The 6957-nt window shown below is 43.3% G+C and carries 4 protein-coding genes and 1 pseudogene; 2 read left to right on the top strand and 3 right to left on the bottom strand.

Features of this window, described 5'->3' with window-relative positions:
- A pseudogene (locus EXT47_RS23970) lies at window positions 1-326 on the bottom strand (hypothetical protein); the annotation flags it as partial.
- Between the two features lie 956 nt (window positions 327-1282).
- Here EXT47_RS23970 and EXT47_RS16780 point away from each other — a divergent pair.
- Window positions 1283-1897 carry a trimeric intracellular cation channel family protein gene (locus tag EXT47_RS16780; RefSeq protein WP_039492969.1) on the top strand — a complete coding sequence of 205 codons (615 nt, stop codon included), beginning with the start codon at window positions 1283-1285 and terminating at the stop codon, window positions 1895-1897.
- 17 nt (window positions 1898-1914) lie between these two features.
- The gene (locus tag EXT47_RS16775) at window positions 1915-3435 is read left to right on the top strand and encodes a YifB family Mg chelatase-like AAA ATPase (protein WP_130127104.1); all 1521 of its coding nucleotides are present in this window, start codon (window positions 1915-1917) and stop codon (window positions 3433-3435) included.
- 41 nt (window positions 3436-3476) lie between these two features.
- Here the strand turns inward: EXT47_RS16775 and EXT47_RS16770 are convergent, their stop codons facing one another.
- Together EXT47_RS16770 and EXT47_RS16765 are read right to left on the bottom strand one after the other, a co-directional pair.
- Window positions 3477-4172 (bottom strand): response regulator transcription factor, encoded by a 696-nt coding sequence (locus EXT47_RS16770; RefSeq protein ID WP_017219015.1) that lies wholly within the window; start codon window positions 4170-4172, stop codon window positions 3477-3479.
- Window positions 4173-4397: 225 nt separating this feature from the next.
- Entirely contained in the window at window positions 4398-6851 is a 2454-nt protein-coding gene (locus tag EXT47_RS16765) for a S9 family peptidase (RefSeq protein WP_130127103.1), read from the bottom strand.
- Window positions 6852-6957: the final 106 nt, after the last annotated feature.

Genomic DNA, 6957 nt, shown 5'->3' with positions numbered 1-6957 from the left:
ATTACCCATGTGAAAGTAGAACATCGCCAGGGCCAAATAAGAAAAACCCGTTGCAGAAATGCGACGGGTTTTTTGCTATTTGGGGTAAAGTACTTCCATGTAGCATCTCCCCTTCGCGCGTCCTTGCGCTCACTTCCTCGAACTGCGAAGCGGTGCTTCGGTTTCTCGTCACCCAAACTCAGAAGTGAAACAAAACAGCCGAAGGGTCGGCCCCGGTCAATGATAGTGTGGATTACCCATGTGAAAGTAGAACATCCTACTTCGTAGCGAGCCAGGGCAAAATAAGAGGTTGATGAAAAGCGTTCATCCATGAACTTCATCGACATTCGAACATCCGTGTACATCAAAACCCATTGCAGTAATGCGACGGGGTTTTTTTGCTATTTGGGGTAAAGCACTTCCATGTAGCATCTCCCCTTCGCGCGTCCTTGCGCTCACTTCCTCGAACTGCGAAGCGGTGCTTCGGTTTCTCGTCACCCAAACTTAGAAGTGAAACAAAACAGCCGAAGGGTCGGCCCCGGTCAATGATAGTGTGGATTACCCATGTGAAAGTAGAACATCCTACTTCGTAGTGAGCCAGGGCAAAATAGAGAAACCTATTGCAGTAATGCAGCGGGTTTTTTGCTATTTGGGGTAAAGCACTTCCATGTAGCATCTCCCCTTCGCGGGTCTTTGCGCTCACTTCCTCGAACTGCTAAGCGGTGCTTCGGTTTCTCGTCACCCAAACTCAGAAGTGAAACAAAACAGCCGAAGGGTCGGCCCCGGTCAATGATAGTGTGGGCTTCCCATGTGAAAGTAGAACATCCTACTTCGTAGCGAGCCAGGGCCAAATAAGAGAAACCCGTTGCAGTAATGCGACGGGTTTTTTGCTGTTTGGGGTATAGAGATTTAATACCAATTGTATTAGGTAAATGAGCTATTTGAAGCGGAGAAATAGCTTTAGTAGCTAGGCAAAAATTTTGCTATTTAGTTGTTCTAAATGAGAAATTTTTAACGACACTAATATGGTATTTCACCCTTCAAATTGATTGGAGACTTAGTGCAATTGGTATAAGATATAAAACCCTCGCAAGCCAATCAACACATCGCGAGGTGAACTCACTCCCACCACAGTATAATCATAGTGCAACATGGTAGATGGTTTATCCGCAAGCATTCATCCTAAACATTTCATAAAGTCAATTTTCTCACCACATTGATAGCTGTAAATATCGGCGATGCTACTACCTTTTGTGTGAGATCTTCGTTATGATTTTGCTTTTGTTTCACAACTAATTACGAAATGTCAGAACTCTATCATTGGTTTGATCTCTTGGGCGTTATGGTTTTTGCGATCTCGGGAACGTTAATTGCGCATAGTAAACACATGGATGGCTTTGGTGTGATTGTCCTTGCGACTGTAACTGGTATCGGAGGGGGAACATTACGAGACTTGATTTTAGATCAACCCGTTTTTTGGCTTCATGATACTAGCTATATTTACGCTATTTTATTTGCTGTCGCTGTGAGTATATGGTGGCTAAATCGGCATCAAAATATTCCAAGAACTGTACTGCAGGTTGCTGATGCTATTGGGCTTGCTTTTTTTGCTGTAATGGGAGTACAAAAGGCTTTAAGTATTGGGATGCCTGATACTACAGCTGTGATCATGGGCGTATTGACCGGGTGTTTTGGTGGAGTCATCAGAGACGTATTGGCTCGAGAAATCCCCCTTCTTCTAAAAGGAGAGTTATACGCGATCACCTGCATTTTTGGCGGGGTAGTCTATACTCAAGCAATTAAATTGGGCATGGCAACAGAATACGTAATGGTATTGTCCATGGCGGCAACCTTGTTATTGAGATTAGCGGCTATGCGATACCACTTGGTGTTACACGTATTTAACTATAAATATTAAGTAAGCAGGAGACATGGATGTCTTTAGCAAGAGTCTTCACTCGAGCACAAGTTGGTATTACCGCACCCGAGGTAATTGTTGAGGTACACCTTAGTAATGGTTTACCTGCCTTTAGTATTGTTGGGTTACCCGAAACCTCAGTTAAAGAAGCCAAAGAGCGCGTTCGTAGTGCCCTTGTTAATGCTGGCTTTTTATTTCCAGAACAGCGTATCACAGTAAACTTAGCACCAGCAGATTTACCCAAAGACGGTGGCCGCTTTGACTTTGCAATCGCACTCGGTGTTCTCGTCGCATCAGGACAGTTAGATAGCCATGCTATTGCTGATAAAGAGTTTTATGGTGAGCTTGCGTTAAATGGTGAGCTGAGGACGGTCACTGCGATTTTGCCATCTGTTATTGCAGCAGCGAAGGAGGGGAGAACTGCTTACTTACCAATTGGTAACGATGCAGTTGCGAGCCTCGCCGCTGATGCCAATCGTGTTGCTATAAGCTGCTTGCGTACAGCATGGTTAGGCTTAAGCGGCCAGCAATCACTTAGGTTTAATCAACTCTACCCAGATAATTTAAATATTGAAGCTTCAGGTGGGAGCTTGCTGGATATGGCTGAGGTGAAAGGACAAGAGGGAGCGAAGCGAGTGCTAGAAATAGCCGCGGCAGGTGGGCATAACGTTTTATTTCTTGGTCCACCCGGCACTGGAAAATCGATGCTTGCTCAGCGTCTACCCACGATAATGCCACTAATGACGGATAATCAGGCGTTAGAAACGGCTTCTATCTATTCCATACTGGGAAAAACAATCAGCCAATCAAACTGGAAAACAAGGCCTTTTAGAGCTCCACATCATACTTGCTCTGCGGTAGCCTTGGTTGGAGGCTCGTCGAACCCTAAGCCTGGGGAGATATCATTGTCAAATAATGGTGTTCTATTTTTGGACGAGTTACCAGAATTTGATAGGAAGGTACTAGACTCATTACGTGAGCCGATGGAAACGGGCATGGTAACGATTTCGCGCGCAGCTCGGCAAGTTGATTACCCTGCAAACTTTCAACTGATCGCAGCATTAAATCCAAGTCCTACAGGTTGTTACACTGACAAAAGAGCGTCTCCAGATCAAGTATTGCGCTATTTGGCTAAGATTTCAGGTCCATTTTTAGACCGAATAGATCTACAAGTAGAATTACCTCGTCTAAAAACGGAAGAACTACAGTCACAGCATGATGGTGAGTCTAGCGCGACAATAAGGGCTAGGGTGGAGCTGGCCTATAAAACAGCTTTAGCACGTCAGGGAAAATGTAACGACCAACTGAGTGTAAAAGAGCTAAATCATATCTGCTATCTTGCTGATGCTGAACGTTTATTTCTAGCAAAGGCAGCAGAAAAACTAAAGCTATCACCACGTTCATATCATCGAATAATCAAGGTTGCACGTACCATTGCAGATCTGAGTTCTACACCTAATATTGACTTATCACATTTAAAGGAAGCGCTTAGTTATCGCGCGTTGGAGAGGTTGTTAGCTCAGTTAACACAGTATTAGCTAACGGCATTTCAATAGAGAGGGAGCGTATTATTTAAAGATTAAGCTGACAACATATAACCTTTACCACGAACCGTCACAATGCGTTTTTGCTCTTTTTCATCGCCGAGTTTTTTGCGTAGTCGGCCAACTAAGACATCAACCGTTCTGTCACTTGGGCTCCAATCAGGTTGCCCAATGTCTTCCGAAATACGCTCTCTGGATGTTGCTCTTCCTGCATTGGAAATAAGACAAATTAATACTTTATGCTCTGCTTCGGTAAGTCGAGACTCAATACCATGTTGATTGATTAAGGTACGGTTATCAGGGTGTAGTTTAAAGTCAGCATATTCGATAAACTCTTCCGATTCATCGTCTTTATTACCAACTAAACGTTTGTATAAGGCACGCATACGCAGTTCAAGCTCAAGCGTATCAACAGGCTTACAAACGTAGTCATCAGCACCTTGCGCAAGACCTGCGATTCTGTCGGCTTGAGAGTCTCGACTGGAGAGCATGATGACACCAAGGTCTGATAAGGTATTAATCTCTTTCGCAAGTTGCAGGCCATCGGTGGCGGGTAAAACAACATCAACAATAGCAAGTGCAAATGGGTTTTGGGTTTGAGATTGAATAAGCTCAAGCGCAGTAGCCCCTGTATTGTCTACAGTGATACTGAACTCGGTATTTTCAAAGTGGCTACACAGTCGCTTTGCTAAGAGTTCATCATCTTCAACTAATAAAACCTTTATGCTCATGTTTTCACTGTTAATTGTTGTTTAATTGTCGTTAATATAACACTGAGAGATCGCTGCTTGGAAGTACATGAAACGAATTCTTACAACTCTGTATCTGGCACGTTAACCTGACAACCTAGTTCGATCAAGGGGAAACCGAGCTTTATTATTAAATTATATACAATGATGTGTTTGATTGCTGCTTCCATAAACAAAAAGGCGACACAGAGTGCCGCCTAGTGTTGATTACTTACCGTATAGATGTTCCCACCATTGTGGCTCTTGTTTTAAATGTTTATCGAAATAAGCCAGCATGGTGTTCCACCAATGGAAGCGCTTGTCACGAGCAAAAATTTGATGATCTGCGCCTTTGTATTCGACCAATTCAACATCTTGGCCAAGGATCTTCAATGCGGTATACATATTGTGACTTTCACCTGGCGGCACATTGGTATCCGCGTCGCCGTGAATTAATAATAATGGTGTTGTTACTTTGTCTGCATTAAATACCGGGCTATGTTGTGAGTAAAGCGTTGGATTGTTCCAGGGGAAACTTCCTTTTGAGGCCTCGCCAGAATACAGATAACCCCACCAGCCTTGGCCCCAGTATGAGGTAATATTAGAAATACCAGCATGTGAGATAGAAGCTGAGAACAAATCAGTTTTTGTTGTTAGCAGCATAGTCATGAAGCCGCCGTAAGAAGCACCTAAATTACCTAAACGCTTGTCATCAACGAAAGGGTAGGCTTTCACAAACTCTTTGGTACCCATGATGATATCGTTAGCGGTGTGTTCACCCCAAGCATTAACGTGTTCTGCTGAGAATTTCTGACCGAAACCTGTCGCACCAGTTGGTTGCAAGACATAAACAACATAGCCTTTTGCTGCCCATAAGTTAAATGGGTAACGCCCTGTAAAGCCACGAGTCACTGGAGAAGTGCCACCGTAGTAATAAACGAGTGCTGGGTATTTTTTAGCTTTGTCTAAATCGTGTGGTAGATACACGCGGCCTTTAATCTCCACGCCTTCAGTATTAGTAAAATTAAACTCTTCTAGGTTGGCAATTTCCGCATTCTGGTATGCGATATTTGTTGAGTCCCAGAGCGTTTCAGCTCGCTTATCTGAGGTTGACATGGTTTTTAACTGTTGTGGAGTTGATGCTGTAGTTCCCGTGAATAAGATCTCTGGATTACGTTCACTCGACACAGAATAGTTGGCGACAACATCCAGTCCGGTGTTTAAGCGTTTGAAAGTGGACTTACTTTCGTCGAAGAAGAAAAGCTGTTGACGATCTTGGTCAGTCGCTTTCAGTACCACATCGCCATTATTGAGTACGGTGAAGCTGCCTATGGCTGGGTCAAAGTTTTTACTCAGTGCTTTTACATTGTGGCCTTTGCGATCTATCCAATAAAGTTGGCCATCATAGTTATTCGCGAGCATACCTTCAGGTAAGTTGCGCCCCGCACCTTCTGCAAAATCAGGACCTGCAGTGACATAAATACCATTTTTGGTGTATTGCGCGCCGCTAAATGTACGATACTGGCCAATGACACTTTGCTGATTGTTTGATAGATCGATTTCTATTAGCTCTGTCAACATGTGAGGAGGTTGCGCGTAGTCTTGCTTATTACGCGTTGCTAAAACCGTGTTTGCTTGTGCGTCAAAGTCGGCCAAGCTGTGGCTTTGTGTGCCAACGGTCACTGGATTAAGTAACCCACTTTTTATATCGAGTAAGAAGATTTGCGATTGAGTGCGAGCATATGACCATCTATCTTCTAAACCTTGATAATGTTTAGTCAGTTTGCCTTCTTCTTTGCCGCTGTTGGTCCAAGCAAAAATAAGCGTCTCATTATCAAAAAACTCGATACTATTAGCGCCATTGAGCTTAGTAGCAACTTGAGTACGTTTAAAGGTTTTTACATCAAGGACGTAAGCTTTATTATCTTTTAAATAAGTGAGTTTGCTGCTGTCATCACGCCACGCAAAGCTATTTGCGCTCATGCCATCGAAACTGTAAAGCATATCACCATCTTCATTGTATAAAGCAGTTTCGGTGATTGCTGAATTGCCTTTTTCATCATCGTAGTGGCGGACGGTAGAGATATAATATTCGCCGTTAGGTGCAAGTGAGATAGCACTCACCGTTGGAGCATCAAACAACTGCTTTGCAGACAGCGCTTTGGTTTGTTTTTCTGTTAGCGTGATAACGTCATGTGCTGCTTCGCCTTCAAAGCTAAGATCAACTTTATTCCAGTCATTTACCTGCTCAGCGATAACGAGGATTTGATGATCGCCCTTGACGACATCAAGCTGAACCTCTTTAACACCGGAGACTGGCTCTCCATTTAGAAATATTTTGGCTTTCTCAATGCCCTCAAGCTTGAGTTTACCTGAGACAAAACGTTCAGTAGTGAAATTAAACTTCAGAGCTTGTAGTCCAGGTATCGTTAATTGAGATACTTTATTCAGTGCTTGCCATTTGCTTTCATTATTGAATAGCGTTACCTGTTTGGCGTCTTGTTGTAATGATGGTAGCAGGTTTTCAATAATTGCATCACGATGAGCTGTATCCGCTGGCTTTATTGTTGATTCGCCTGCGATGGGACCCAAAAATTGTATTTTTGACTCGTCTAATGGGCTTGCTGAAAGTTGTGCTGAGACTGCCGTAAATAGTAGAGTGACGGCTGTACGTAATTTCATTTATTTGCGCCTATTGTAGGTAATTATATGATAAAACTATATCATAGTATTTTGAACCGGTTGTATTGCTGCGATAGACGTCCTAAATTTAATAGTCTGTGTTGAT

Source organism: Pseudoalteromonas sp. CO342X, assembly GCF_004208915.1.
GTDB lineage: Bacteria > Pseudomonadota > Gammaproteobacteria > Enterobacterales > Alteromonadaceae > Pseudoalteromonas > Pseudoalteromonas maricaloris.
Note: the sequence above shows the minus strand (reverse complement) of the source record. Positions and strands in the feature narration are given on the sequence as shown.